The sequence below is a fragment of the Dactylosporangium thailandense genome (assembly GCF_059739745.1).
In genome coordinates this window covers 2,635,224-2,660,684 of sequence record NZ_AP029195.1, presented here as the reverse complement: position 1 = coordinate 2,660,684, position 25,461 = coordinate 2,635,224, and the positions used below count along the sequence as shown (strand labels likewise).

At 72.0% G+C, this 25,461-nt stretch carries 23 protein-coding genes; 9 read left to right on the top strand and 14 right to left on the bottom strand.

Annotated elements, in window-relative coordinates; translation table 11 throughout:
- Nucleotides 1–130 precede the first annotated feature (130 nt).
- Both AC6JBM_RS11860 and AC6JBM_RS11855 read right to left on the bottom strand, forming a co-directional pair.
- Nucleotides 131–1,870, bottom strand: coding sequence for a putative bifunctional diguanylate cyclase/phosphodiesterase (locus AC6JBM_RS11860; RefSeq protein ID WP_497983646.1), 1,740 nt, complete (start codon nt 1,868–1,870; stop codon nt 131–133).
- A gap of 356 nt (nt 1,871–2,226) precedes the next feature.
- Nucleotides 2,227–2,529 carry a hypothetical protein gene (locus tag AC6JBM_RS11855; RefSeq protein WP_497983645.1) on the bottom strand — a complete coding sequence of 101 codons (303 nt, stop codon included), beginning with the start codon at nt 2,527–2,529 and terminating at the stop codon, nt 2,227–2,229.
- 120 nt (nt 2,530–2,649) lie between these two features.
- On the opposite strand from AC6JBM_RS11855, the gene AC6JBM_RS11850 reads away from it, so the two are divergent.
- Nucleotides 2,650–3,114 (top strand): hypothetical protein, encoded by a 465-nt coding sequence (locus tag AC6JBM_RS11850; RefSeq protein WP_497983644.1) that lies wholly within the window; start codon nt 2,650–2,652, stop codon nt 3,112–3,114.
- Here AC6JBM_RS11850 and AC6JBM_RS11845 read toward each other — a convergent pair.
- The gene (locus AC6JBM_RS11845; protein WP_497983643.1) at nt 3,107–4,573 is read right to left on the bottom strand and encodes an MFS transporter; all 1,467 of its coding nucleotides are present in this window, start codon (nt 4,571–4,573) and stop codon (nt 3,107–3,109) included. The two genes, AC6JBM_RS11850 and AC6JBM_RS11845, sit on opposite strands and share 8 nt — an antisense overlap.
- Nucleotides 4,574–4,667: 94 nt before the next feature.
- Nucleotides 4,668–5,774 carry a baeRF2 domain-containing protein gene (locus tag AC6JBM_RS11840; RefSeq protein ID WP_497983642.1) on the bottom strand — a complete coding sequence of 369 codons (1,107 nt, stop codon included), beginning with the start codon at nt 5,772–5,774 and terminating at the stop codon, nt 4,668–4,670.
- Between the two features lie 63 nt (nt 5,775–5,837).
- Between AC6JBM_RS11840 and AC6JBM_RS11835 the strand changes: the two genes are divergently transcribed.
- Nucleotides 5,838–6,110, top strand: a complete 273-nt coding sequence (locus AC6JBM_RS11835; RefSeq protein ID WP_497983641.1) for a hypothetical protein — start codon at nt 5,838–5,840, stop codon at nt 6,108–6,110.
- A 27-nt stretch (nt 6,111–6,137) separates the two neighbouring features.
- Here AC6JBM_RS11835 and AC6JBM_RS11830 read toward each other — a convergent pair whose 3' ends face one another.
- From AC6JBM_RS11830 to AC6JBM_RS11820, 3 genes are read right to left on the bottom strand one after another with little or no spacing between them, the layout of a single operon-like run.
- Nucleotides 6,138–6,956 (bottom strand): carbohydrate ABC transporter permease, encoded by an 819-nt coding sequence (locus AC6JBM_RS11830; RefSeq protein ID WP_350616884.1) that lies wholly within the window; start codon nt 6,954–6,956, stop codon nt 6,138–6,140.
- Nucleotides 6,953–7,960 (bottom strand): carbohydrate ABC transporter permease, encoded by a 1,008-nt coding sequence (locus tag AC6JBM_RS11825; protein WP_497983640.1) that lies wholly within the window; start codon nt 7,958–7,960, stop codon nt 6,953–6,955. Before AC6JBM_RS11825 ends, AC6JBM_RS11830 begins: the two co-directional genes overlap by 4 nt.
- Nucleotides 7,960–9,255 (bottom strand): ABC transporter substrate-binding protein, encoded by a 1,296-nt coding sequence (locus tag AC6JBM_RS11820; RefSeq protein WP_497983639.1) that lies wholly within the window; start codon nt 9,253–9,255, stop codon nt 7,960–7,962. The genes AC6JBM_RS11825 and AC6JBM_RS11820 overlap by 1 nt, the downstream gene beginning before the upstream one ends.
- Before the next feature lie 296 nt (nt 9,256–9,551).
- On the opposite strand from AC6JBM_RS11820, the gene AC6JBM_RS11815 reads away from it, so the two are divergent.
- The 3 genes from AC6JBM_RS11815 to AC6JBM_RS11805 all read left to right on the top strand — a co-directional run bounded on the left by AC6JBM_RS11815 (nt 9,552) and on the right by AC6JBM_RS11805 (nt 15,384).
- Nucleotides 9,552–11,942 carry a ricin-type beta-trefoil lectin domain protein gene (locus tag AC6JBM_RS11815; protein WP_497983638.1) on the top strand — a complete coding sequence of 797 codons (2,391 nt, stop codon included), beginning with the start codon at nt 9,552–9,554 and terminating at the stop codon, nt 11,940–11,942.
- The gene (locus AC6JBM_RS11810; protein WP_497983637.1) at nt 11,939–14,155 is read left to right on the top strand and encodes a glycoside hydrolase family 97 N-terminal domain-containing protein; all 2,217 of its coding nucleotides are present in this window, start codon (nt 11,939–11,941) and stop codon (nt 14,153–14,155) included. Before AC6JBM_RS11815 ends, AC6JBM_RS11810 begins: the two co-directional genes overlap by 4 nt.
- A gap of 92 nt (nt 14,156–14,247) precedes the next feature.
- Entirely contained in the window at nt 14,248–15,384 is a 1,137-nt protein-coding gene (locus AC6JBM_RS11805; protein WP_497983636.1) for a sialidase family protein, read from the top strand.
- 55 nt (nt 15,385–15,439) lie between these two features.
- Here the strand turns inward: AC6JBM_RS11805 and AC6JBM_RS11800 are convergent, their stop codons facing one another.
- On the bottom strand, nt 15,440–15,907 hold the full coding sequence (locus AC6JBM_RS11800; RefSeq protein WP_497983635.1) for an Rv0361 family membrane protein: 468 nt from the start codon (nt 15,905–15,907) through the stop codon (nt 15,440–15,442).
- A 326-nt stretch (nt 15,908–16,233) separates the two neighbouring features.
- Between AC6JBM_RS11800 and AC6JBM_RS11795 the strand changes: the two genes are divergently transcribed.
- A complete protein-coding gene (locus AC6JBM_RS11795) occupies nt 16,234–17,712 on the top strand; it encodes a DEAD/DEAH box helicase (RefSeq protein ID WP_497983634.1) in 1,479 nt (492 codons plus the stop codon).
- Between the two features lie 20 nt (nt 17,713–17,732).
- The gene (locus AC6JBM_RS11790; RefSeq protein ID WP_497983633.1) at nt 17,733–19,010 is read left to right on the top strand and encodes a glycoside hydrolase family 30 protein; all 1,278 of its coding nucleotides are present in this window, start codon (nt 17,733–17,735) and stop codon (nt 19,008–19,010) included.
- Between the two features lie 7 nt (nt 19,011–19,017).
- On the opposite strand, the gene AC6JBM_RS11785 is transcribed toward AC6JBM_RS11790, so the two are convergent.
- Nucleotides 19,018–19,455, bottom strand: coding sequence for an ATP-binding protein (locus AC6JBM_RS11785; protein WP_497983632.1), 438 nt, complete (start codon nt 19,453–19,455; stop codon nt 19,018–19,020).
- Between the two features lie 121 nt (nt 19,456–19,576).
- On the opposite strand from AC6JBM_RS11785, the gene AC6JBM_RS11780 reads away from it, so the two are divergent.
- A complete protein-coding gene (locus AC6JBM_RS11780) occupies nt 19,577–20,098 on the top strand; it encodes a DUF308 domain-containing protein (protein WP_497983631.1) in 522 nt (173 codons plus the stop codon).
- On the opposite strand, the gene AC6JBM_RS11775 is transcribed toward AC6JBM_RS11780, so the two are convergent.
- Nucleotides 20,064–21,083 (bottom strand): AI-2E family transporter, encoded by a 1,020-nt coding sequence (locus tag AC6JBM_RS11775; RefSeq protein WP_497983630.1) that lies wholly within the window; start codon nt 21,081–21,083, stop codon nt 20,064–20,066. The two genes, AC6JBM_RS11780 and AC6JBM_RS11775, sit on opposite strands and share 35 nt — an antisense overlap.
- Before the next feature lie 258 nt (nt 21,084–21,341).
- Here AC6JBM_RS11775 and AC6JBM_RS11770 point away from each other — a divergent pair, with 258 nt between their 5' ends.
- Nucleotides 21,342–21,476 carry a hypothetical protein gene (locus AC6JBM_RS11770; protein ID WP_497983629.1) on the top strand — a complete coding sequence of 45 codons (135 nt, stop codon included), beginning with the start codon at nt 21,342–21,344 and terminating at the stop codon, nt 21,474–21,476.
- Here the strand turns inward: AC6JBM_RS11770 and AC6JBM_RS11765 are convergent.
- Genes AC6JBM_RS11765 through AC6JBM_RS11750 form a run of 4 tightly spaced genes read right to left on the bottom strand, consistent with a single transcriptional unit; the run spans nt 21,454 to nt 25,446 of the window.
- Nucleotides 21,454–22,722 (bottom strand): glycosyltransferase family protein, encoded by a 1,269-nt coding sequence (locus AC6JBM_RS11765; protein ID WP_497983628.1) that lies wholly within the window; start codon nt 22,720–22,722, stop codon nt 21,454–21,456. The two genes, AC6JBM_RS11770 and AC6JBM_RS11765, sit on opposite strands and share 23 nt — an antisense overlap.
- On the bottom strand, nt 22,709–24,286 hold the full coding sequence (locus AC6JBM_RS11760) for an MAC/perforin domain-containing protein (protein ID WP_497983627.1): 1,578 nt from the start codon (nt 24,284–24,286) through the stop codon (nt 22,709–22,711). The genes AC6JBM_RS11765 and AC6JBM_RS11760 overlap by 14 nt, the downstream gene beginning before the upstream one ends.
- Before the next feature lie 37 nt (nt 24,287–24,323).
- Nucleotides 24,324–24,896 (bottom strand): hypothetical protein, encoded by a 573-nt coding sequence (locus tag AC6JBM_RS11755; protein WP_497983626.1) that lies wholly within the window; start codon nt 24,894–24,896, stop codon nt 24,324–24,326.
- A 7-nt stretch (nt 24,897–24,903) separates the two neighbouring features.
- The gene (locus tag AC6JBM_RS11750) at nt 24,904–25,446 is read right to left on the bottom strand and encodes a C39 family peptidase (RefSeq protein WP_497983625.1); all 543 of its coding nucleotides are present in this window, start codon (nt 25,444–25,446) and stop codon (nt 24,904–24,906) included.
- Nucleotides 25,447–25,461 lie beyond the last annotated feature (15 nt).

Sequence of the window (25,461 nt, the reverse complement as noted above, 5' to 3'; positions counted from 1 at the left end):
CGCGCGGTACGGCGAAGCAGGCGCCCCTAGTAACCGATCAGTCGCGACATCAAACCCTTCCGTCGTCGAAATGCCGCGATCTGGCACGACGGGTCGCCGCGAGTCGCAAAAGCCCTGGCCAGCAGGGCGGTCAGACCCCGCTCGGCAGGCGAACGCTCGCTACGCCCCGCGGCCGGCCCGTGCGCAGGATGGCGCTGAGGTGGTCGGCCGGGGCGGGCAGGCCCAGGTGGTACCCCTGCGCGAAGGGGACCTGGAGCTGGCGCAGCACCGCCAGCTGCTCGTCGTCCTCGATGCCCTCCGCGGTGACGCTCACCCCGGTGCTGCGGCCCAGGTCGCCGAGGAGCTTCACGACGGCGTGGTCGTTGCGGTTGTCCAGCATCCCGGCGACGAACGAGCGATCGATCTTGATGCCGGAGACCGGCAGCGCGGACAGGTGGCGCAGGGTCGCCGAGCCCGCGCCCATGTCGTCCAGCACGATCCCGACGCCGTGCTCGCGCAGCTCGGTCAGCTGGCGTACGGCATCCTGAAGATGCCCCAGGTCCGCCGACTCGGGCAGCTCGACCCGGATGCGGCTCGGGGCGAGCCCGTGGCGGCGCACCGCGGCGAGCACGTCGCCGGCCAGCCCCGGGCCGCGCAGCGTCTCGACCGTGAGGTTCACGTTGACGCAGGCCGGCGCCCGGTCGCCGAGCACGAGGTCCCAGGCGGCCAGGTCGGCGCAGGCGCGGCCGAGCACCCAGCGGTCCACGGCCGGCATCTGCCCGGCCCGGGCCGCGTCGGCGAGGAACCGGGCCGGGGTCAGCAGCCCGTGCTGCGGGTGCAGCCAGCGCACGAGCGCCTCGACGGCCCAGACCCGCCCGTCGTCGACGCCGACGATGGGCTGGTAGAACAGCCGCAGCTCGCCGCGCTCGATGGCGGCCAGGATGCCGTCGCCGGCCCCGGGTCTCGGCGCGGCCGCGGCACCGGCGTCGACGACCACGCGGACCTTGTCGCCGCCGGCCTGCTTCGCGCGGTACATCGCCGCGTCCGCCTCGCGCAGCAGCGTCTCGGCATCGGCCGCCGGCGCGCCGATGGCCACGCCGACGCTCGCGGAGCTGTGCGCACCGGGCGGGAGGCTCGCGTCCGGGGTCGCGATCGCGAGCCGGAACCGCTTGCCGAGCGCGGCCGCGGAGAGCTCGGGCTGGTGGCCCCCGGCGAGGCGGGTCAGCACCGCGAACTCGTCGCCGCCGAGCCGGGCCACGACGTCGCCCTCCCCCGCGGCGGCGGCGAGGCGGCGCGCAGCCGAGACGATGAGCCGGTCCCCGGCCGCGTGCCCGAGCGTGTCGTTGACCTGCTTCATCCGGTCGAGGTCGATGAAGACCACGGCGACGCCGGGGTGCGCGGGATCACGGCAGGCGATGGCGAGCCGGTTGAGGAAGCGCGCCCGGTTGGCCAGGCCGCTGAGCGGGTCGACGACGGCCTGCAGCGCCATGAGGTCGGCCAGGGCCTCGTACAGCCGCGCGGCCGACACCCGCGCCAGGCGCCCGCCCTGGCGCCGGACGAGCACGTCGTCGTACCGCCGAACCCGGTCGCGCCGCGAGACCTGCTCGCACACGTCGACCACGAGCGCGTGCTCGTCGACGATCATCGGCGCGGGGTCGGCGGTGCGGCCGACGGGGGTCTTCTCCCACAGCGCGCGGCCGTAGCCGAACGGCCCGGACATGAGCTGGCCGAAGCGCTCGCGGTTGATGAGCCCGATGCCGCCGTCGAGGTACATGACGACCACACAAGGTAACGATGGATCGGCCCGGAACCGCAGGTCGAGGTCGGCGCAGCGCATGGTGGCCTCGACGACGGCGACCGGCCGCGCGAGAGACCCGACCGTGTCGGACACGCGTCCATCATGGGCGCCGGGTGCGGCCACACCAAGGCCAAATCCGGCCGCTCACCACTTTGTTACTCGCCATTCAACTACGACTCTCCGTAGGGCGACCTCGCCACCGAACGTGACCGATTGCGCCGCGCCGCTACGGTCGCGGCGGAGGTCGCGCACGGCGCGGCGGGCGGCGCGACAGCCACGGCGGCGGACGCCGCTACCGTCGCGGCGCCGACCGGCCGCGTTGGGCGCCGCTACCAATCGCGACGGAGGTCGCGCACGGCGCGGCAGGCGGCGCGACAGCCACGGGCAGCGGACGCCGCTACCAATCGCGGCGCGGCGGCCGCCGCCGCCGCGAGTCTGAGTGGACGGCGCTACCAGTCGCGACGGAGGTCGCGCAGGGCGCGGCGGGCCGCGTGGCGGCTGCGGCGGCGCTCCTCGCGGCACCACAGCGCCCACTCGCGGTGGCCGTGACTCTCCGCCCGGCGGAACCAGTAGCTCGCCGTGCCACCCCAGTGGCAGCCGTCGCGGCGCTCCCCCAGCGATGCCGACGCGGCGGTGACGGCGTCGGGCAGGGTGCACGGGCCGAAGCGGTGGTCGTGACGCGGCCGGCACGCGCGCATCGGCGCGTCGGCCATCTGGACCCACCAGGGGCGGGTCTTGTCGGTCCTGCTCATGAACGGGCACCTTCCGGTTCCGTGACGCCCCGGGCTGGGGCCGTCGCTACACCGGGTGCACCAGTTCACCTCCGACTGCCGCGTTCGATTTCGCCCAGCGTACCCGGGTAGTGGGGGCGGATGAGCGACACGAGGGCGAGTGACCGCGCGGCGCGGCGCGGTGTGGAGGCCGGTGAGCGGGCCGAGCTGGCGCGGCGGCGGGCCGAGGAGGCCGCGGCGCGGCTGGCGGAGCTGCGGCGCGAGTGGATCGAGCCGGAAGAGTCCGACGAGTCCGAAGAGTCCGCCACCGCGATGTGCGCGCGGGCCGCCGAGCTGGCGGAGGAGTCGCAGCGGCTCGCGACCCGGGCGACCGAGCGGGCGGCCGCCGCCGCGCTGGCCGCCGCCGACGCGCACGAGACCGCGGCGGACCTGCACGACCGGTCGGCCGCGTCCGGGATGGGCAACGTCGAGGAGCACCGGCGGCAGGCCGTGCGGCACCGGGAGCACGCGGAGGCGAGCCGGGCCGAGGCGCGGGAGGACCAGCGGATGCTGGAGGGCGGGACCGCGGTGTCGACACCGCGGTCCCGCCCTCCGTCGGTCACCTGACCGGAGCCGGTTCGGCCGGCAGGTCCTCGACGCCGGCCTCCACCGCCTGCTCGTGGCGGCGGCGGGCCGAGGGCAGGATCAGCGCGGCCACGATGCCGAGGACCGCGACGCCGGCGCAGAGCCAGAAGCCCTTGGTGAACGCGTCGTCGGTCGGCAGGCCCCGGGACGTGGTGTTGGACGCGATGACGGCGGCGATGACGGCCGTACCGATGCTGCTGCCGATCGTCCGCGCGATCGTGTTCACCGATGCGGCCTCGCCGGTGTGGGTCGCGGGGACGCTCTCGATGATGGCGTTGGACATCGCGGCGAACGCGAGGCCGATGCCGGCGCCGGTGAACAGGCCGGAGACGAGGATCTGCCAGAGCGCGCCGTGCCCCACGGCCGGCAGGGCGAAGGCCGCGGTGACCGCGATCGCGCCGAGCGCCATCGGCACCTTGGGGCCGAAGCGGCGGTCGAGCAGGCCGGCGAGCGGGCCGAACACGAGCATCATGAGCACCGTCGGCAGCAGGAACAGGCCGGCCTGCGAGACCGACTTGCCGAAGCCGTAGCCGGTCGCCGCGGGCAGTTCGAGCAGCGTCGGGACGAGCACGAAGGTGCCGAACATCGCGAAGCCGAAGATGAGCGCGACGAGGTTGGTCGCCCACACGCCGCGCAGGGCCATCAGGCGCATGTCGACCAGCGGCTCGCGCACCTTGAGCTCCACGACGACGAACACGGCCAGCAGCACGACCCCGGCCACGAGCAGCCCGAGGGTCTCGCCGCTGCCCCAGCCCCACTCGCGGCCCTTGGAGATCGCCAGCAGCAGCGACACCAGCGACACCGACAGGATCAGGGCGCCGACCACGTCGAGGCGGCCGGGCGCGCGCACCGGGGACTCGGGCACGCCGAAGAAGACGCCGAGCAGCGCGACGGCGACGACGACGAGCGGGAACCAGAACAGCCAGTGCCAGGACAGGTGGTCGACGATCGGGCCGGCGGCGACGATCCCGACGCCGGCGCCGATGCCGAAGATGGCCGAGAGCAGGCCGACGGTGACGCCGACCCGTTCGCGGGGCAGCTCGTCGCGGACGATGCCGATCGACAGCGGCATGATCGCGCCGGCCGCGCCCTGCAGAGCCCGGGCGACGATGAGCACGGTCAGGTTGGGCGCGAGCGCGGCCAGCAGGGTGCCGGCGGCCAGGATCACGAGCACCACGAGCATCACCCGGCGCTTGCCGACCATGTCGCCGAGCCGGCCCAGGATGGGCGTGAGGACCGAGGCCGACAGCAGGTACGCCGTCAGGATCCAGCTGATGTCCCCGGTGGACGCGTCGAGGTCCTTGGCGATGATCGGCAGCGCGGGCGCGACGAGTGACTGCAGGACCGCGAACGCCAGGCCGCCCAGCGACAGGAACAGCACCACGAGTGTGCTGTTCGAGTGCCGTCCGGTCCGCCCCGCGTGCGTGACGGTGTTTGCCACGAGTACCCCTCGAAATGTAAACGTCTGTTGACTTTGACCGTAGACCGGGATCGGCGAACAAGTCAACGGCGGTTTACATCACATCGGGGGGCCCTCAGCGGCGGCGCGTGCCGACGTCGGCGTACCGCAGCAGCGCGCCGACCCCACCCTCGACCGGCACCTCGTCCGGCGCGGCGAAGAGCAGGTCGGCCTCGGTGCACACGACCGCGCGCACGAGCGCCGCGTCGGCCCGCACCCGCCGGGTGTCGCGCACGCCCATCGCCTGCAGCTCGGCGCGGTCGAAGGACAGCTGCTCCGGTCCCGGGCCGATCCACAGCTCGGTGGTCGAGCTCGGGTCGTCCACGAGGAGCACCGTGTCGACCTGCCCGCGCTGCAGGGCGGTGACCACGGCCGGCAGCCCGTCCCCGGCGGCGTCGTTGCCCCGCCGGCTGCGGTAGCGGTCGACGACTGCCCGGGCCTTCTCGGTCGCGCGCTCGGCGATCGCCTGGACGGTCACGTCCTCGAGCGCGGCCGGCCCGGTGCTGGAGTTGGTCTCCACGACCCGCTCCCGCCAGTGCTCCGGCAGCTGCGCGACGAGCAGGGGGCGCGCCTGCGGGTCGCCGGCCACCACGATGACCTCGGCGCCGCACTGCTCGGCGGCCTGCGCGACCGCCGCGGCGACCGTGGCGGCGTTGCGCTCCCACGAGACCTGGGCGGCGCGCTGGTACCGCGGCTGCGACCACCCGCCGGGCTTGACCCGGTGCAGGGGCCACTGCTCCGTGCCGGTGACGGCCTCGTCGCGCACGAGCCGGGCGGCGTCCACGGCCTCGATCCGGCCCCCGGTGCGGTCGACCAGCACGCGGACGTACGGGATCGACTCCCCCATCTGCGCGAGCATCGGCATGACGTGCGGCAGCGGCCCGAACGCCGCGATGGCGCGCCGCGGCGGCGCGGGCAGCACCCGCACCATCGCCACCTCGCCGTCGGCGGCGAAGGCGGCGAGCCCGTACGGCCCACCCTCCTCGGTGTGCGCGAGCAGCGCCCGCTCGAGCGCCTCGATGGTCTCCGGCTCGCAGAGAGCGTCCCGCAGCGCCTCCCGGGCGGCCCGCCAGCGCAGTTCGACGGTGCCCGCCGGGTCCTCGTTGTTACGCGTCCCGTCGAGATAGACCGACGCCCACGGTCCGGGACGCTCGTACAACGGGCGTAGGAAGGACACGTTCATACTCGCGCCCCTACCCGCTTTTTCACGCGTTAGGCGGGTTGCGGGCCGGGTAAACGGCGCCATATGACGTCACCGGAGGAACGCGCCGACGAGGCCGCCAGCGAGCAGACCCGGCGCAACGGCGGCCCCACGCGCAGCGGAGGTCTGCGCACCACGACCGGCTCCAGCGCGGGGCCGGGCGGGTCCGGGCGCGCCCCGCAGCGCCGCGCCCGCCCGGGCGCCGCGCCGACCACCACCGGCGACGCGACGACCGGCGGCATGCGGTCCCCCGCCGAGGGCACCACGAGCGACGCGAGCGGCCCCGCGGCCGAGTCGGGCGACTTCACCGACCAGTGAGGCGCCCGGAACCGCCCGCGCCGCGCCTCAGCCCTTGGACGAGCCCAGGGACAGGCCGGCGATGAACTGCTTCTGCAGCAACACGTAGACGATCAGGGTCGGCATCGCCGCGATGAGGGCGGCCGCCGCGATCAGGTTCTGGTTGGACACGAACTGGCCCTGGAGATTGGCCAGGGCGGACGTGATCGGCCGCCGGTCGCCGGTGGAGATCAGCGTGATGGCCCAGAAGAAGTCGTTGTAGATCCACGTCGTCAGCAGGGTGGCGAGCGCGGCCAGCGCGGGGCGGCACAGGGGCATCGTGAGCCGCCAGTACCGCGTCCACAGCGAGGCACCGTCGATGAGCGCCGCCTCGTCGATGCCGGCGGGCAGCGTCTTCATGTAGTTGCTGAGCACGAAGACGCAGAAGCCGAGCTGGAACGCCACGTTGATGACGATGAGCCCGAGGTAGGAGTTGTAGATGCCCAGGGCGAGATAGATGCGGTACAGCGGCGTGATGATGACCTGCTGCGGCAGCAGGTTGCCGGCGGTGAACAGGATCAGCAGCGCCACGTTGAACTTGAAGCTGAGCCGGGACAGCACGTACGCCGCGGTGGAGGCCAGGAACAGGGTGACCAGCACGGCCGGCACCGTGACCCACACCGAGTTCAGGAAGAACTTCCACATGTCCGACTGGGCCCACGCGTCGGCGAAGTTGCTCAGCGTGAGCGTGTGCGGCAGGGAGACGTAGCCGTACTTGTTGGTCTCGCTGATCGGCCGCAGCGCGACGTACAACGCGAACAGGATCGGGGTCACCCACAGCGCGGACATGACGACCATGAAGGCGGTGGAGGCGGCCCGGCGGGTCATCGCTGTTCCTCTCGTCGGAAGGCCTGCCACAGGAACAGGGAGATCGGGATGAGGGAGATGACCAGCAGCACGACGCCGAGGGTCGAGCCGAAGCCGATGCGCTGGGTCTCGCCGACGATGTTCTGGGTCACCGCGACCGACAGCAGCTCCAGGCCGCGCAGCGGGTTGCCGTTGCTGGTGATGTAGACGAGGTCGAACGCGCGCAGCGACTCGATGACGGTGACGACGAGCACGACGATGTTGATCGGGCGCATCGCCGGGAACACGACCCGCCAGAACGTCTGCCAGCCGTTGGCCCCGTCGACGACGGCGGCCTCGCGCAGCGCCGGGTCCACGGCCTTGAGACCGGCGAGGTACAGCACCATGACGTACGGCGCCTGCCGCCAGCTGGCCTCGACGAGCAGCGCCCACAGGTTGAGCTTCGGGTCGCCGAGCCAGTCGATGAGGTTGTCGTTGTGGTTGTGCCCCGTCAGCGTGTTGATGAGCCCGAAGTTCGGCGAGTAGATGAGCTCCCAGATGATGCCGATGAGCGCGAGGGAGAGCATCACCGGCAGGAAGAGCACGCTCTGGTAGAACCGGCTGCCGCGGATGCCACGGTCCAGCACCACGGCGAAGAGCATGCCCAGCGGGGTGGCGAAGACGATGAAGACGCCGAGCCAGATCGCGTTGTGCTGTACGGCCGGCCAGAAGTCCGGATAGTTCGTGAACGCCTGCTCGTAGTTCTTGACCCCGTTGAGGCAGCCGGGCTGCGGAATCCCGGGCGCGGACGGGAAGTTGTCGCAGGACTGCATCCTGACCGGGCCGACGCCGGTCCACTTGGTGAAGGACAGCAGCACCGACCCGAGGGCCGGGAGCCAGACGAACGCGGCGGCGAGCAGGAGCGGGACGCCGAGCATCGCGGTCGCGACGCCGACGTCCCGGCGGGTGAGGGTGCGGGTGCGACCCCGGCGCCGGGGTGCGGATGCCGGCGCCGGTGACGTCTTGCGGGGTGTCGTGAGGGTCATCAGCTGAAGATGGTCTTCGCCTGGTCTTCGGCGCTCTTCTGGATCGTGGCGATGGTGTCGGGGGTCGGGCTGTCGATGAACTGCTGGATGAGCTTGATCATCGCGGTGGCCATGTCCGGCACGGTGTCGCGGTCCATGAACTGGGAGACGTTCTTGCACTTGCCGATCTCGGCGACGGACTTCTTCTGGATGTCGTTGTACGTCGGCGCGACGAGGCCCTTGGCGAGGCCGACGTCCCAGTGGTCGGTCTCGAGGAACTTCGCCTCGGCGTCGGAGGTGCCGATGTACTCGAGGATCTTCTTCGCCGACGCGGAGTTCTTGCCCTTCTTGGGCAGGATGAAGCCGTCGGTCGGGGCGTCCATGTAGTCGGTGCCGTAGCTCGGGTTGATCGCCGGGAAGACGAAGAAGTCGAGGTCGGCCAGGTTGGCGGCGTCGTAGTTGGCCGCGACCTGGTTGGAGCCCTGGAACATCATCCCGGCCTGCTTGTTCTCCAGCGCCTTGGCGGCGTCCTGCCAGGTGCGGCCGTTGGCGCCCTTCTGCTGGTACGGCGCGAGCTCACGCCACTGGTCGAAGACGGCCTTGACGCCGGCGTCGGTCCACGGCACCTCGTGCTTCATCAGCTTGATGTGGTACTCGTAGCCGTTGATGCGCAGGTTGAGGATGTCGAAGGTGCCCAGCGCGGGCCAGCCGTCCTTGTCGGCGAACGCGAGGGGCACGAGCCCGTCGGTCTGCATCTTCTTCGACAGCGTGATGAAGGCGTCCCAGGTGGCGGGGACCTCGTAGCCCTTGGACTGGAAGACGCTCTTGTTGTAGAAGACGACCCACGGGTAGTTGTAGAGCGGAACCATGTAGTAGTGGCCGTCGAGGCCCTTCGAGAGGTTCTTCGCGGCGTCGTTGAAGGTGCCGCCGATCTTCTCCCAGACGTCGTCGATGGGCGTCAGCAGGCCCTGGGCGGCGAAGAACTGCAGCCGGTAGCCCGCGAACCAGGTCGCCAGGGAGTCGGGGGTGCCCTGCAGGTAGTTGCTGATGTTGTTCTGGAACGTGTTGTGGTCGGTGGTGTTCACCGTGACCGGGACGCTCGTGCTGCCGGTCGCCTGGGACATGAGCGCGGCGAACGCGGTCTTCGGCGCGGCGTCGGAGTAGTTCGAGCCGAAGGTGACCGGCCCCGTGCCGTTGTCGCCGCCCGTCGCCGGCTGGCCGGAGGAGTCGTCACCGCAGGCGGTGAGGAGGGTGCCCGCGGCCGCGGCTCCGAACAGGCCCTTGAGTGCGGTGCGGCGGCTGAGCGTTTGTGACATCAGTACCTCCGAAAACCCAACATCTCCCAACGAAACCAAACGCCACGAAAGCGCCTGGACTGAGAAATGTCAATCCCCGCCGCGATCACGAAGCGGTTTCGATGACGTTGCAACGTTGAAATTCGTTGATTCGTGAAGACCCAGACGTGGGTTTTGGCAGGGGAAGCGCGGGGTCTTGTCATGTCTTGACAGAACTCCCGCTTCCCACGAGGCTTCCGTGACAACGGCGCCCGTTATCCCACATTTTCGATCATGGTCACTCCTCCCCTGTTCCGCCAAACAGTCAGGAGATCCCCATGCACGGAGCGCGTCGCGGACCCATCGCCCTCGCGGCGGCGGGTCTGCTGGCGAGTCTGCCGACCGTGAGCCTCGTCGCGGTGACCGCCGCGCCGGCCGCCGCGGCCACCACCACGATCAACGTCAACGGCGGCGTCGTCGGGCGCACGTTCGACGGCGTCGGCGCCATCAGCGGCGGGGGCGGCAACTCGCGCCTGCTCGTCGACTACCCCGAGCCGCAGCGCGGCCAGATCCTCGACTACCTGTTCAAGCCCGGCTACGGCGCCGCCGTGCAGCTGCTCAAGCTGGAGATCGGCGGCGACGCCAACTCCACCGACGGCTCCGAGCCCAGCCACGAGCACGTGCGCGGTGACGTGAACTGCAACGCGGGCTACGAGTTCTGGCTCGGCGAGCAGGCCGTGGCCCGCAATCCGAACATCCGCGTCGTCGCCCTGCCGTGGGCCGCGCCGGGCTGGATCGGCGGCGGGAACTTCTGGTCCCAGGACATGATCGACTACGACATCGCCTGGCTGAACTGCGCCAAGGGCCACGGCATCACCGTCAGCTACCTCGGCGGCTGGAACGAGCGCGGCCACGACAGCGGCTGGTACAAGAGCCTGCGGACCGGCCTGAACAACGCCGGGTTCGGCGCGGTGCAGATCGTCGGCGACGACAGCGGCTGGCGCATGGCCGACGAGTTCGCGGGCGACCCGGCGCTGAAGAGCGCCGTCGGCGTGCTGGGCAACCACTACGTCTGCGGCTACCTGTCCCAGGCCGACTCCTGCAGCACCACCGCCAACGCCCGCTCGAGCGGCAAGCCGTTGTGGGCCAGCGAGTTCGGCTCGCAGGACGACATGGGCGGCGTCGTGCCCTACATCCGCACCGTCAACCGCGGCTACCTCGACGCGGAGATCTCCGGATACATGAACTGGCCGCTCATCGCCGCCATCACCCCGAACCTGCCCTACGCGACCGTCGGGCTGATGGACGCGGGCTCGCCGTGGTCCGGCGCCTACCGGGTCGGCCGGAACCTGTGGGCCAACGCGCACTACGCCCAGTTCACGCAGCCGGGCTGGAAGTACCTCAACAGCTCCGCCAGCGGCTACCTCGGCGGCAACCGCGCCAACGGCAGCTACGTGTCGCTCAAGTCCACGAACAACACCGACTACACGACGGTGTACGAGACCAGCGGCACCACGGCCGCGCAGACCGTCAACGTCACCGTCTCCGGCGGCCTGAGCACCGGCGCCGTGCACGTGTGGGCGACCGACATGGGCTCCTCGAACCCGGGCGACTGGTTCGTCCGGCAGGCCGACGTCACCCCGTCCGGCGGCGCGTACAGCCTGACCCTGCAGCCCAACCGCATCTACACCGTGAGCACCACCAGCGGGCAGGGCAAGGGCACCGCGGCGAGCCCGGCCACGCACGGCCTGGCGCTGCCCTACGCGGACGATTTCGACGGCTACGCGGTGCGCAAGCAGCCCCGCTACACCGAGGACATGCAGGGCTCGTTCGAGACCCGCGCCTGCGCCGCCGGCCGGTCCGGCACGTGCCTGCAGCAGGTCGCGCCGCAGCGGCCGATCAACTGGCAGGACGACAGCGACGCGTTCACCCTCGTCGGCGACGCGGGCTGGACCAACTACACGGTCAGCCTGGACGTGAACCTGCAGCAGGCCGGCACCGTCACGCTGCTGGGCCGGGCCAACATCCAGAACCGGCCGCAGAACCGGCAGGCCGCGTACCAGCTGCGCGTGAACGAGACCGGCGCGTGGTCGATCGTCAAGCACAGCAACACGAACACCGACACGACCCTCGCCTCGGGCACCCGCGCCGCGCTCGGGCTCAACGCCTGGCACAACCTGAAGTTCGGCTTCTCCGGCGGGCAGATCACCGCGGCGATCGACGGGACGACCGTCGGCACGGCGAGCGACTTCACCTACGGCAGCGGCCAGGCCGGCGTCGGCGTGATCGGCTACCAGACCGACCAGTTCGACAACCTCAGCGTGACCGCCAACGCGGGCCCGACGCTGAGCGTCCTGCGCGGGGTCGGCTCCGGGCGCTGCGCCGACGTGCCCGCGCTGTCGCAGACCAACGGCACCCAGCTCGCGCTGTGGGACTGCAACGGCGGCGCCAACCAGACGTTCACGCCGACCGCGTCGAAGCAGCTGCAGGTGTACGGCACCAAGTGCCTCGACGTCGACGGCGCGAGCGCCGCCGACGGGGCCAAGGTGCAGATCTGGGACTGCAACGGCGGCGGCAACCAGCAGTGGACCGTCAACAGCGACGGCACCGTCGTCGGGGTCGGCTCCGGCAAGTGCCTCGACGCCACCGGGGCCGGCACCGCCAACGGCACCCTGCTGGAGATCTGGACCTGCAACGGCGGCGACAACCAGAAGTGGGCGAGGTCATGAGAGTCCTGAGAATCGCGGCGGCCCTGCTGCTCCTGCCCGCCGCCGTGCTCGCCGACGCGGTGCCCGCGTCCGCCGCCACCGTGTGGACGGTCGCCGGGCCGTCCGCCGGGTCGCCGACGGCCGCACAGGTCAGCCTCGACAACGGGAGCCTGACGTTCGCGGTGAGCAACGGTGGGCAGACGGTGCTGTCGCCCTCGCCGATCGGCATCGTCACCACCGCCGCCGACCTGACCCGGAACCTCACGTTCACCCAGCGGGCCGACCGCACCGTGACCGAGTCCTACGCGATGACGACCGGCAAGCAGAAGAGCCGGCGGACGACCTACACCGAGTCGACGCTGTCGTTCACGGGCACCGGCGGCGCCCGCCTCGACGTCGTGGTCCGCGCGTCGGACACCGGCGCCGCCTACCGGTACGTGCTGCCGGGCAGCGGGTCGGTGACGGTGAGCCGCGAGGTGTCGTCGTGGACGGTCCCGGCGGCGTCGAACGCGTGGCTGGTCCCGCCGCAGGCCGAGGACCAGGGGCGCTGGTTCGCCACGACCGCCGGGGGCGCGCCGACCGGCAACAACTACCGGATTCCGGCGCTGTTCGAGGTCGGCGGCCGGTTCGCGCTCGTGGCCGAGACGGGCCTCGACGGGCGCTACGCCGCGCAGTACCTGACGCATGCTGCGGGCTCGGGGACGTACACCACCGTCCTCGCCAGCGGCATCACGACCACCCTGCCGCTGAGCACCCCGTGGCGGACCGCGGCCGTCGGGGACCTCGCGAGCGTGACCGGCTCGACGATCGTCGACGACCTCGCCGCGCCGTCGCGCGTCGCGGACCCGTCGTGGGTCAGGCCGGGGACCGTCTCCTGGTCGTGGCTGACCGAGCACGCCAGCCCGGGCGACGAGGGCCGGCAGCGGCAGTACGTCGACTTCGCCGCCCGCAACGGCTGGGGCTACGTGCTCATCGACGAGGGCTGGTCCTCGAGCTGGGTGCCCGGCGTGGTGTCCTACGCCCGGTCCAAGGGCGTGCAGGTGCTGCTCTGGTTCAACTCCGGCGACCTGAAGACCGCGCAGCAGCGGGAGAACTGGCTGCCGCTCATCAAGGGCTGGGGCGTGGCCGGGGTCAAGGTCGACTTCATCTACGAGGACACCCAGCCGACGCTGCAGTGGTACGACGCCATCCTGGCCCGCTCCGCCGAGCTGCAGCTGATGGTGAACTTCCACGGCGCGGCCACCCCGCGGGGCCTGCAGCGCACGTGGCCGCACGTGATGACGGCCGAGGCGGTGTTCGGCGCCGAGCAGTACCTGCGCGCGGACTTCAACACGATCCTGCCGTTCACCCGCAACGCCATCGCGAGCATGGACTTCACCCCGGTCGTGTTCAGCCTGGCGAACCGGGACACCACCGACGGGCACGAGCTGGGCACGGCGGTCGTCTTCGAGTCCGGCTGGCAGCACCTCGCCGACAACCCGCAGAGCTACGAGTCCCACCCCGAGGCGCTGCGGATCCTCGACCAGCTGCCGACGGCGTGGGACGAGAGCCGGCTGCTGGGCGGGCGCCCGGGCCAGGAGGCGTACTTCGCCCGCCGGTCCGGCAACCGCTGGTTCGTGGGCGGCATCTCGGCGCTGAACGCGAAGACCTACACGACGCCGCTGTCGTTCCTGGGCGCCGGGCAGTGGCTCGCCGAGACCGTCCGCGACGGCTCGGCCGGGCTGGTCCGCGACACCCGGGTGGTCACGAGCGCCGACATGCTGAGCGTGCCCGAGGCGACCCGCGGTGGCTTCGCGACGGCGCTGTGCCCGTACACCTCGGGCCTGACGACCTGCGCGACACGGGCGATTCCGTTCTCGCTCAAGGGTGTGCAGTCCGGGCGGTGCGCCGATGTGCCCGGGGCGGTGCAGACCAGCGGCACCCAGCTGGCGCTGTGGGACTGCAACGGCGGGTCCAACCAGGCCTTCACGCTGAGCGCGTCGAAGCAGCTGCAGGTGTACGGCACCAAGTGCCTCGACGTCGCCGGCGCGAGCACCGACAGCGGGGCCAAGGTGCAGATCTGGGACTGCAACGGCCAGACGAACCAGCAGTGGACCGTCAACGCCGACGGCACCGTGGTCGGGGTCGGCTCGGGCAAGTGCCTCGACGCGACGGCGAACGGCACCGTCAACGGCACGCTGCTGGAGATCTGGTCCTGCAACGGCGGCGACAACCAGAAGTGGAACGCTCGCTGATGTATCGCCCTGGACATTGACATGGAACGACATTCCAAATAGCTATATCGAGCATGTTCACGATGCGGCGATTGGCGGCAATCCTGACGGCCGTGGCGGTCCTGGTGGGGCTCAGCGCCTCGCCGGCCGCCGCGGTCAGCCAGTTCATGAAGCTCTTCCAGGAGCCCGGCGACTACGAGGCCCGGTTCCCCGACATCGTCAAGCTCGACGACGGCCGGCTCATGGCCGTCTGGTACCGCGCGACGGGCCACACCGGCCCCGAGGGCACCGTGCAGCTCTCCTTCGGCACCCAGAGCGGGTCGGCGTGGACCTGGGTCACGCCGTACCCCGCCCTGGCGAACCCGTCCACGATGCTGCACAAGGACATGCGCGACCCGAAGCTCGGCAAGATGCGCGACGGCGCGGTCGTGCTCACCTTCTTCGTCCCGGGCGACGGCGTGTACTACTCGGTCTGGAAACCGGGCTGGAACAACTTCACCGATCCCGTGAAGCTCGTCGTGCCGGGCATCCCCGGCGGTGCGCTCGCCGAGCACGGCGGCGTGCTCGCCCTCGACGACCAGGGCGCCTCGCTCAGCCAGGTGCTGATCCCGGTCTACAACGACACCGGCGCGTGGTTCGTGCGCGCCACCTGGCGCCCGGTGAGCGACCCGCGGCTGCTGCTCGCCGACGCGTTCCAGCTCGCCGCGAACGCCCCGGTCGCGGACGGCTTCACGGACACGTTCACGGAGCCGAGCTTCGTGCAGGTCGCCGGCACCGTCATCGCGGCCGTCCGGCACGAGCAGAACAAGGGCAGCACGTCCAACGGCCAGCCCGTCAAGATCATGAAGTGGAACCCGTACACGTTCACCGGCACCGGCTCCTACTACGACGTGCAGTGGCTGCCGGTCTTCGCCTCGTCCCACCATCTGCTGAAGGTCTCCGGCCCGAACAACCAGGACCGGGTGCTGTTCACGTTCGGTGACAAGGGCGTGGCGCTGCGCCCGACCTACGGCATCCTCATCCAGAACCCGCTCGCGCTGTGGCCCGAGACCGGGCTGAAGAAGGTGGCCATCTACAACTCCGGCTCCTCGGACCAGGCCAACCCGTCCAGCGTCGAGGTCAGCGGCGGCGTCTACTTCACCCTGGCGTACAACGCGAAACCGAAGAGCGCGACCGAGGGCAACGGGATGTCCCCCAACGGCGGCTCCCTCTGGGTCATGCGCAGCACCCAGGACGAGTACCAGCCGTAGCGGTTCCGCGGGGTGCCGCTCGCCGCCGGCGGGCGGCACCCCGCGGCCGTCACGCCTACGTCTGGAAGTCGCAGATCTTCCAGGCCCGGTTCTCCTTGACGAGATCCAGGGCGAGCTGCCCGTCCGTCGTGCGGCCGCTGCTCGCGGTCGACTTGATCGTGTAGCTGGTGTAGACGACCGCCGTGTCCCCGTTGACGGTTTCGCCGGTCACGTGCCAGTCGACGATGCGGTTCTGACCCGGCGCGGTGCCCGATGCGCCGGTGTCGCTCTGCCGCTTCAGCTTGTCCGACTCGCTCTTGCACAGCATGCCGGCGATCTTGTCGCGGTCCGGGTGGTCCTTGCGGGCCTCGTCGATGTAGGCCTGGACGACCTCGGTCGGGGTGTCGACGAAGAGCCTCTGGAAGACGAAGTAGCCGCCGACCACGAGCACGATGACCGCGAGGAGGCCGCCGATGCCGATGAGCGCGACCTTGCCGCCACGCTGCTGGGTCGCCGGGGGCGGCGGCTGCGTCGCCCAGGGCACCGGCGGCTGGTAAGGCTGCTGCGGGTATGGCTGTTGCGGGTATGGCTGCTGCCCGTACGGCGGCTGCGGTTCGGGCGGTCCCCCCGGGTGCGTCACCGGCACATCGTATCCAGCGAGGTCATCGCGGCCATCGGTCCGATGACCGAGGCCGGTCGACCGACCGGGCCCCGCGCCGCGACCGTCGGCGTCCCGCGCCGGCCCGCGCGGGGCGGGCGACCCCGGGCGGAGCGACGTGCTACTCTTCGGGGTGTTGCCTGGCAGGCATCTGATCCCCAGGCACTTCCGCCGGTGTAGTGTCCCGGCCACCCTTCACGTTCGGAGACCGTATGGCGGCCCGCCGCCCGAAGCACAAGCAAGCCCCCGCAGCGCCCGCAGCCACGACGTTCGCAGAACTCGGCGTGCCGGCCACCCTCAGCAGCATCCTCGCCGACGCCGGGATCACCCGGCCGACGCCGATCCAGGCGGCCACGCTGCCGGACTCCCTGGCCGGGCGCAACGTGCTCGGCCGCGGCCGGACCGGCTCGGGCAAGACCTACGCGTTCGTCCTGCCGCTGCTGACCCGGCTGGCCGGCGAGCGCTCCCGGCCGCAGCCCGGCCGGCCCCGCGCCCTCATCCTCGCGCCCACCCGGGAGCTCGTCACCCAGATCCAGGCGGCGATGGCCCCCCTGGCCGAGGCGCTGGGCCTGCGCACGCTGACCATCTTCGGCGGCGTGAAGCCGAACCCGCAGATCGCGGGCCTGCGCGCCGGCGTGGACATCGTCGTGGCCTGCCCCGGGCGGCTCGCCGACCACGTGCGCGCCGGCCACGCGCGCCTCGACGCGGTGGAGATCACCGTGCTCGACGAGGCCGACCACATGGCCGATCTCGGGTTCCTGCCCGAGGTGCGGCGGCTGCTCGACCTGACCCCGCCGCGCGCCCAGCGGCTGCTGTTCTCGGCCACCCTGGACGCGGGCGTCGACGTGCTCGTGCGGCGGTACATGACCGACCCGGTCACCCACTCCGCCGACTCGGCGCTGTCCCCGGTCACCGCCATGGAGCATCACGTGCTGCACGTGCGCGCCGACGAACGGTTCGAGGTCCTGGCCGACCTCGCCGCGGCGCCCGGCCGCACCGTGGTGTTCACCCGCACCAAGCGCGGCGCGAAGGTGCTGACCCGCCGGCTCGTCGCCGCCGGGGTGCGGGCCGTCGAGCTGCACGGCGACCTCGGCCAGCCGACCCGCAACCGCAACCTGACCGCGTTCTCCGACGGCACCGTGTCGACCCTGGTCGCGACCGACATCGCGGCCCGCGGCATCCACGTCGACGACGTGAAGCTGGTCATCCACGCCGACCCGCCGGTGGAGCACAAGGCCTACCTGCACCGCTCCGGGCGCACGGCCCGCGCCGGCGCCCAGGGCACCGTCGTGACCCTCATGACCGACAACCAGGTCGAGGAGGTGCGGGAGCTGACCCGCAAGGCCGGCATCTCCGCCGCCACGGTGCGCCTGCGCCCGGGCGATCCGCACCTGGTGAAGCTGGCCCCGGGCGAGCGGACCTTCGCGCCGCCACCGCCCCCGCCGGCCGAGACGCCCACGGCGGCGGAGTCACGTCCGCGCCGCGGCCCGCGCCGCGCCAAGGCCGGCACCAAGACCCGCGCCACGGTCCGGGACACGGTCCCCAAGGCCCGCGCCACGACCCGCGAGTCCGCCCCGAAGGCGGCGGCGACCGGTCGCGGCGGCGCCTCCCGCACCACGGCGACCGCCGCGCCATCGAGCGCCGCGGCCTTCTCCGCACGGTCCAGGGTCGGCGGGCGGCGCGGGCGCTGACGGCCGGGTAAGGTTCGCCGATGACGTGGATCGTCAGCACGCGGGACGCGCTCTGGCAGGAGCGTGACCTCCCCGCGGCCGCCGACGGTCCACCGGACATCGTGGTGCGCACCGACGAACCGCGGCAGGTCGTCGAGGGGTTCGGCGCATGCTTCAACGAGCTCGGCTGGGACGCCCTGAGCGCCCTGGCCGAGCCCGACCGCGAGGACGTGCTGCGGGAGCTGTTCGCCCAGTTCACGATCTGCCGCCTGCCGATCGGCGCCAACGACTTCGCCCGCGGCTGGTACTCCCACGACGAGGTCCCCGGCGATGTCCCCGGCGATGTCGCGCTCGAGCACTTCAGCATCGCGCGGGACCTCGAGACGCTCGTGCCCTTCATCCACGCCGCGCGACGGCACCGGCCCGGCCTGCGGCTGTGGGCGTCGCCGTGGAGCCCGCCGACGTGGATGAAGACGAACCGGCACTACGCGGCCGGCGAGTTTGACGAGTCGTATCTGGAGAGCTACGCGGAATACTTCGGGCGGTTCATCGACGAGTACCGGCGGCAGGGCATCGCGATCGAGATGGTCATGCCGCAGAACGAGTTCAACTCGGCGCAGGTATTTCCCAGCTGCCTGTGGACGCCGAACGGGCTGGCGCGATTCATCCGGCAGCTCGGGCCGCGGATGCACGCGCGGGACGTGGCCGTCTTCCTCGGCACCGTCGAGCGCGCCGACGACACACTCGTCTCGCGGGTGCTCGCCGATCCGCAGGCCGGCCGGTGGATCGCCGGGGCCGGGTTCCAGTGGGCCGGCAAGCGCGCCGTCGCCGCCATCCATCGCGAGCACCCGCGGCTGCGCATCTACCAGACCGAGCAGGAGTGCGGCGACGGGCGCAACGACTGGCGATACTGCCGCTACGCCTGGACGCAGCTGCGGCACTACCTGTCGAACGGGGCGAACGCGTACATGTACTGGAACATCGCCCTGACCCCGGGCGGCCGCAGCACCTGGGGGTGGCCGCAGAACTCGCTCGTCACGGTGGACCCGGCGACCCGGCGGTACGTCTACAACCCCGAGTACTACCTGCTCAAGCACGTGACCGCGTTCGTCCCGCCGGGTGCCCGGGTGGTGGAGACGCTGAGCCTCAACGGCTTCGAGAACCAGCTCGCGTTCGTCGACGCCGACGGCCGTACGGTCGTCGTCATCCAGAACGACAACGCCGAGGACGTCACGGTGACGGTGCAGGCCGAGGCTCGGCGGTTCACCGTGCGGCTGCCCGCGGACTCGTTCAGCACCCTGGTCCTGCCGACGGGCTGAGCGCCGGTCAGGCGGCCGTCACCGCGGGGAACGACGCCCAGATGTGCTTGGCGTCCTCGGTGGCGTACCAGCCGACCTCCAGCGAGAGCTGACGGGCCAGGTGCAGGCCGCGGCCGCCCGAGTCCAGGGGCTCGACGTCACGCAGCTGCGGGAACGCCTGCATGTCGTGGTCGGCGATGTCGAGCACGAAGCAGCCGTCGGCGAGCAGGAGGCGTACGACGCTCGGCGGCAGGCCGTGCACGAGGGCGTTCGTCGCGAGCTCCGACGCGACGAGCAGCACGCGGTCGGCCCGGTCGTCGAGCGCGGGGGCCGCGACGAGGTGCCGGCTCGTCAGCGTGTCGAGCAGCGCCTGGCGCAGCCCTTGCAGCTCGGCCACATCGGCGATGACCCACCGGCGCAGCTCCGTCGTCACCGGCGGCGGCGGGGAAACACTCAAGGTCGTCACCAGGCGGGGATACCCAGCGCGGCCCGGGTTCTACCCTTCGATCGAACGCGCTGTCCGCTCACCCGGGTGTTCACTCCGGCCGGGCGAGGGGCCGCGGCGCCGGGTCGCCGAGCGTGGACCTGTGAAGTTCTGGTGGCTGGTCGCGGTCGGCGCGGCCACGGTGGTGTTCGGGGCGGCGGTGCTCGCCTGGCCCCACGCGACGCTCCGGCTGCTCGGCATCCTGGCCGGCCTGTGGCTGCTCCTGATCGGGCTGCTGCGCATCGCCGGGGCGCTGCGGGCCCCGGACCCACCGCGGCGGGCCCGGGTGCAGCGGATCGTCGACGGCTTCTTCGGCATCCTGCTGGTGGTGCTCGCGATCGCGTCGCTGACCTCGGCCCGCGCCGGGGTGCTGACGGTGTCGGCGCTGATCGGGCTGGCGTGGCTGATCATCGGCTTCGGCGCGGTGCTGCTCGGCGTGGCCGCGGCGGGCCGGACGCGGGCGTGGCTGTGCGGGCTCGGCGGGGTGGCGATCCTGCTCGGGCTCGCGTTCGTCACGTGGCCCGGCCTGTCGCTGCGCGTCCTGGTGCTGCTGACCGGGATCAGCGCGGTCGCCCTCGGCGCGGCCGAGATCACGATCGCGGTCCAGGCCCGCCGTCGCGCCTAGCGATCCACCATGTGCGGGCGATCGCGGCCAGGGGCGGCGCCAGGAAGACCCCGCAGAGGCCGCCCAGGGCCGCGCCCACCACGGTCGCCGCCAGCACCGCGACCGGGTGCAGGTTGAGCGCGCGGCCGAACACCAGCGGGCGCAGGACACCCTCGAGGATGTTCTGGGTGATGATCACGATGACGACCATCCACACGGCCGTGGTGACGCCGCCGGAGCCGAGCGCGAGCAGGATGGCGAAGATCGCCGAGACCCAGGCGCCGAGGTACGGCACGAACGCCGCCACGAACGTGACGACGGCGATGGTGAGCAGGAACGGCACCCGCAGCACGGCCGCGCCGAGCGTGATCACGGCCGCGTCCATGGCCGCGACGAGGGTGGTCCCGACCATGTACCGCCGCAATTGCACGGCCGCCCGCCGCACGAGCCGGTGCTCGGGGTCGGACCATTCCGGCCGCCGCTCGATCGCCGCGACGAGGCGGGGGCCGTCGCGCAGGAGGTAGTACAGCAGGTACGAGCCGGCCAGCAGCCCGACCGCGACCTGCCCGATGACGACCACCCCGCTGGCCACCGCCGACCCGATGCCGAGCAGGGCCGTGCGCCACGGGGCCGAGCGCAGCACGGTCTGCACCGGGTCCGTGCCGAGCGCGCCGCGCAGCCGCCGCCCAGCCTCGGCCAGGGCCGGCTGCCACTCCGCGGCCTGCAGCGTGAGCACCCACACGAGCAGCGCGCCGACGAGCATGAGGCACAGCGGGACGACGAGCGCGCCGAGCAGCGTCGCCGCCGTGGGCGCGAGGCCGAGCCGGCGCACCCGGACGACGAACGGCTGCACGGTGACGGCGATGACGACCATGAGCAGCAGGGGCATCAGCAGCGGTACCAGCACCCCGACCGCGAGCACGGCCAGCGCCACGCCGACGATGACCCCCGCAACCGACCAGCCGGCCCGCCCGAGCCGCCGCACCCGTCCCTCGGCAACGGTCACCCGCCCACCCCGTTCCACCGCGCGGCCACGGGCGGCGTCGATGCATACGAATGCGAAGGCAGCATGCGCCGGGCGCTACCCGCGACATCGCGTCTCAGCCCTCCTCCGGCGCGCGACCACCCGGCGGCCTCACCCGGCCCCGCCGCCTGCCACCGGCGTGGCAGGTGCGCCTCAGCCGGGGTAGCAGACGCCGGACCGTCCCGGCGGGCCGGCGCCATGCCGGCGATCATGGCACGCGAGGCGTGGGAGCATCGGGGCATGAGCACGCCGAGCCTGACCGAGCGGCGGGAGCCGTGGGTGGTCGCCGAGGCCGCGGCGTCCGGTCGCTACGCCGAGGTCGCGCTGGTCGGCGGGCGCGTCACGGCCTGGCTCACGGCCGAAGCATGGTCCTGACGGCTCCGTGGTCCTCCGCGCCGTTGTCGTGATCCTGTCGCGGCGGCAGGCCGGTGACCTCGGCCAGGAGTGAGCCCCAGCGGGCGCCGATGGCCGGCCACCGGTACTGCTCGTCGGTGGCCCACCGCCGGCCGTCCTCGGCGAGACGGCGGCGTTCGGACGGGTGGCGGTAGAGCCGTTCCAGCGCGTCGGCCACGTCGTCCGGGTCGACGGCGTGGCGGAGCATGCCCAGCGCCCGGTCCTCGTAGGTGTGCACCGGATCGAGCTGCAGTGCGCTGCCCCGCCAGAGCTCGGCGCAGGCGCTGTGCCGGGGCACGACCTGCGCCGCGCCGGCCGCCGCGTGCTCGGCGCTGACCAGGCCCCATCCCTCGCCGGCGGTGGTGTTGAGGCCCACGTCGCAGGCGTTGTAGAGCAGGTTCAGCCGGTCGTCGGGCAGCGCGGGATGGCGGCGGTCCTCGCCCGGGGCCAGCAGCAGCCGGGGCCCGATGCCACTCGCGTGGACCAGGTCGAGCACGCCGTCCGCCGCGGCGGCCGCGGTGGTGTGCAGGTACAGCCGCACCCCGGCCGGCTTGTCCCGGGCGAATCGGGCGAAGCCCTCGATCGTCAGGTCCAGTCGCTTGCGGGGCTGGTGCTTGTTGGCGTTCAGCACCACGAACGCGTCGGCGGACTCGGCACCGAACAGCGCGGCCCTGGCGGCGGCCCCGGCCGGCCGGCCGAGCGGCCGGAACGCGGCGGCGTCGACACCGTGCGGGATCACGGCGTCGACCCGCAGGCCGAGCCGGCCCAGCTGATCGCGGCCGAAGCCGGTGTAGGCGACCAGCCGGTCGCAGCCGGCGAGGCCCTCGGCGTACCGGTGGTCGGTCAGCTCGCCGTCGACCGGGCAGTACGCGACGGTGGCCGGGCGGTGGCCGCCGGCGGCCAGCCGGATCAGGTGGACGACGACGAACCACAGGTCGCCGACGATGAGCACGGCATCCGGCCGCCGCCGCGCCACCAGCTCGGCCGTCCGTTCGAGCCCGTGCACGTCACCGAGGCGCGGGTTGCCGTACGCGGTCCAGGGCGCGGCGACGGTGTCGGTGCGGTGGTTGACCGCCAGCTGCTCGGCCCGGAACCGGTCGGGCAGGTGGGCGATGATGGCGTCGGTGACCCGGGCGAAGCCGGACGCTGCGGCGCCGTGCCCGACGACCAGGATCCGCGGCCGGGGCGCCCCGGCCGCGGTGCCCGGCGTCAGCTCACCGGTGCGCACCGGCCAGGACCGGTGCCGACCGGCGGGGATGTGCGTTGCGGCCGTAGGCCGGCGCGATCGCGTGGGTCGGTTCGGCCGTGCCGACCCGGTACACGTCGGCGTCGACGGAGACCGGCGCGGCCGGCTGGCTGGACCAGCCGTCCGGCGGGAACCACGGATGCTGCCCGGTGTCGTTGCTCCCGGCCCGGCTGAAGCTCTCGATGCCGGTGCCAGGCCCGCTCCCGGGCACGCCGACCAGGGCGTAGTTGCAGTGCGCGATGTCGGCCGAGCCCCAGGTCGGGTCCTGCAGCCGCAGGTCCCGCACGCCGGCCCAGTCCTGCAGGCCCGGACCGGCGCCCAGCTCGCGGAGGAACTCGTAGAAGTACTCGGTCGGGCAGTTCACGCCGAACATCGACCAGGTCGTGAACGCCACGATGTACTTGTCGTTGCGGTACGGGATGAGGTCCATCAACGCCTCGTCGTAGCGCGCCTGGTACTGGGTGAACGAGGTGTCGCCGCGGACCGAGTACGACTTGGCCCACGCCTTGGTCAGCTTCTCCCGGTCGATCGCGGCCAGCTGGAAGCCGTAGACGCGGTCGCCGCCTCCGGGCGGCAGGAGCTGCCGGCCGTTGAACGACAGCAGGCAGGTGCCGGTCTTGGACTCGGCGTACAGGCGGCTGCGGATGTACGCGTCGCTGGCCTGCTGGACGGCGATGGCCTTGGTGCCGGAGAACAGCTTGGCGATGGCGGCCAGCCGGAAGTCCACCACCGCGGGCTTCGCCGCGACGCTGTTCTGCCAGCGCTTGTACTCGTCGTTGAAGCTGTCGTCGAACCCGGGCGCCAGGGCGTCGAGGATGGAGCTGTCGCCGCCGAGGGTGTACAGCCGCACCTCGCGCCGGTTGGTCCAGTCCCGGCCGACCCTCTTCCAGTCGCTCTGCGCCTCCCCGCGGGCCTCGGTGAGCACCGCCTTGTACTCCAGCTTCAGCTTCGCCTTGATCTCGTCCTCGCTGTAGCCGTAGGACTTGCTCACCGACGAGCTGTAGTAGATCCGGGACCCGACGGTGACGCCGGTGATGTAGTACAGGCCGTACTTGTCGAAGAACCGGAAGAACAGGTGCGCGTTGTCGTCCGAGAAGCTGTCCGGGACGGCCTGGTAGTCGGGGTCCTCGGTGACCCAGTCGGCCAGCGCCCGGGCGGAGGAGTCCTTGAGGTCCAGCGACCAGATCTTCGCGTACGACTCCAGCAGCCCGTACTGGTAGTCGTCGTCGGAGGTGGTCAGGTGGTTGTACTGCGCGGTGAACTCGCCGCTGAAGAAGCCGTACCGGCCGCCGGTGGTCACCTTCGCCGTGAAGTGCTGCTCGAACTGCTGCCGGCTGGAGAAGGCGGACACCTCGCCGTAGGAGGCGCCCGACGGGTCGAATGCGGCGTTGGCCGGCAGCAGGTAGGTGACGCCGCCGGACTGCCACTCGCGGCTGGCGTCGTACTGCACGTCGAACATCGGGGACGTCCGCGAGGACGGGTCGTACTCGCCGAAGACGTTGAAGCCGAAGCCGAGCACCTCGGCGCCGGGGATGGGGATGGCCATGGCTGAACTCCCTGCGGGAATGGGGCGGCGATGTCGGTCAGCGCTGGCTCGGCGCCGCGCTGGCGAGGGCACGGAGGAAGTCGGCACCGGTGTGGAGCGTCTGCGGGCTCAGGCCGCGCACCGACTCCGGGCTGCGGGCCACCACGACCCGCGAGCCGTCCGGGTAGGACAGCCACAGGGCCGTCACGTGCCAGGGCGGCGCCAGCAGCAGCCGGACCTGGGCGCCGTCCGGCGCGTGCTCGCGCGCCCAGGCGACACAGTCGGCGACGTCCTTGGCGACGTCGGAGTACCCGACGACGCCGACCTCGACCGGCGTCTCGGGGACGATCCGCCCGTACGCGCGGGCGAAAGCGGCCGGCTCACCGTCGAGCAGGATCTGGTAGTGCCACTGGCCGAGGTCCTGCGCGACGCGGGCCAGCGCATCACCGTCGGACGTCAGGAGGGCCGCGGCGCGGACGGCATCCGTGCCGAGCACCCAGCAGGGGTAGGCCTCGTCGAGCACGGCCACGGCCCGGCGGCGCTCGTCCTCAACGAGTGAGCCGAGCCAGGGGCCGGCGGCCGCGGCCACCTCGGCCAGGATGTCCTCATCGGGCTGGGCTACTGCGAACATAGGTCCCTCACATCCCGTAGTTGGACTGCTGCCAGCTGCCGTACCCGTAGCCGTTGACCAGGTGTGCATACAGCACCACCTGCGCGCCGTTGGCCGGGTCGTTGACGTACACGTACTGGTTGCCCTGGAGGACGGCCCATCCGTGGACGATCACGGCGTGGGCGGAGCCGGAGCCGCGCCAGTCGATGGTGGCCTCGATCGGAAGGTTCCGGCCGATCAGCTGCTGGACGACCGAGAAGGTGAGGGCCCAGTTGACGAGGCCGGCGTTGGTGTAGCCCTGACCCAGGTAGAAGTTCTTCGACTGCTCCGCGGAACGGCCGACGTTGTAGTGCTGCGGGTACTGGCAGCAGTCGGTGACGTTGAAGAAGTGGTTCGCCGCCTGGCACTGCGGCATCGGGTTTCCCCGGAAGGCGGTGACCATGACCGCGCAGGCGGCCCAGCACCACATGGACTGTTCCTGGACGACACCCGGGATCGGCAGGGCCTGCACGACCTGGGGTGCCGGGACTTCGAGATCGAGACGATGCTTCACGGCGTGGCTCGTGGACATGCGGCCTCCCTGACG